This window comes from Pseudoalteromonas sp. S3785, from assembly GCF_005887365.1.
Classification (GTDB): domain Bacteria; phylum Pseudomonadota; class Gammaproteobacteria; order Enterobacterales; family Alteromonadaceae; genus Pseudoalteromonas.
The window spans coordinates 1-392 of sequence record NZ_PNCT01000224.1; the positions used below are offsets into that span (position 1 = coordinate 1).

The following is a 392-nucleotide window of genomic DNA, read 5'->3' on the forward strand; positions in this document are numbered from 1 at the left end:
TTATTAGACGAATTAATAAAAAAACACACCCAACACATGCATGAATACGTAAAACACCGTTACTTAAATTAACCCCACTTAAATTATAATGCGTAGTTACGCCAACAGACGAAAACGCGGCGATACACGCCACGGCCCCGATTATCGCTTTGACGACCAAGTCGACTTTAGCGATATTAGAGATACCTTTGGTTTTAGGTCTATGGTGATCGGTAAATGGGTAACCAAAGAAGAGCGGTTTATTAGTGCAAACTTAATTTACGCTGCCCTCGCCGCCCTTGCTCAAATACAACATTTACCGCCCAAAGCCCTTGGCCATCCCGGCAAACTAAAATTTGCCTTTGGGCACGGAGGTCAAAATGGTCTGCAAGCGCAGTAAAACGCAGCCTCCG

Annotated in this window: 1 pseudogene; it reads left to right on the forward strand. The window is 44.6% G+C overall.

Annotated elements, in window-relative coordinates:
• Nucleotides 1-88 precede the first annotated feature (88 nt).
• Nucleotides 89-373, forward strand: a pseudogene (locus tag CWC17_RS19235) (CLCA_X family protein); the annotation flags it as partial.
• Nucleotides 374-392 lie beyond the last annotated feature (19 nt).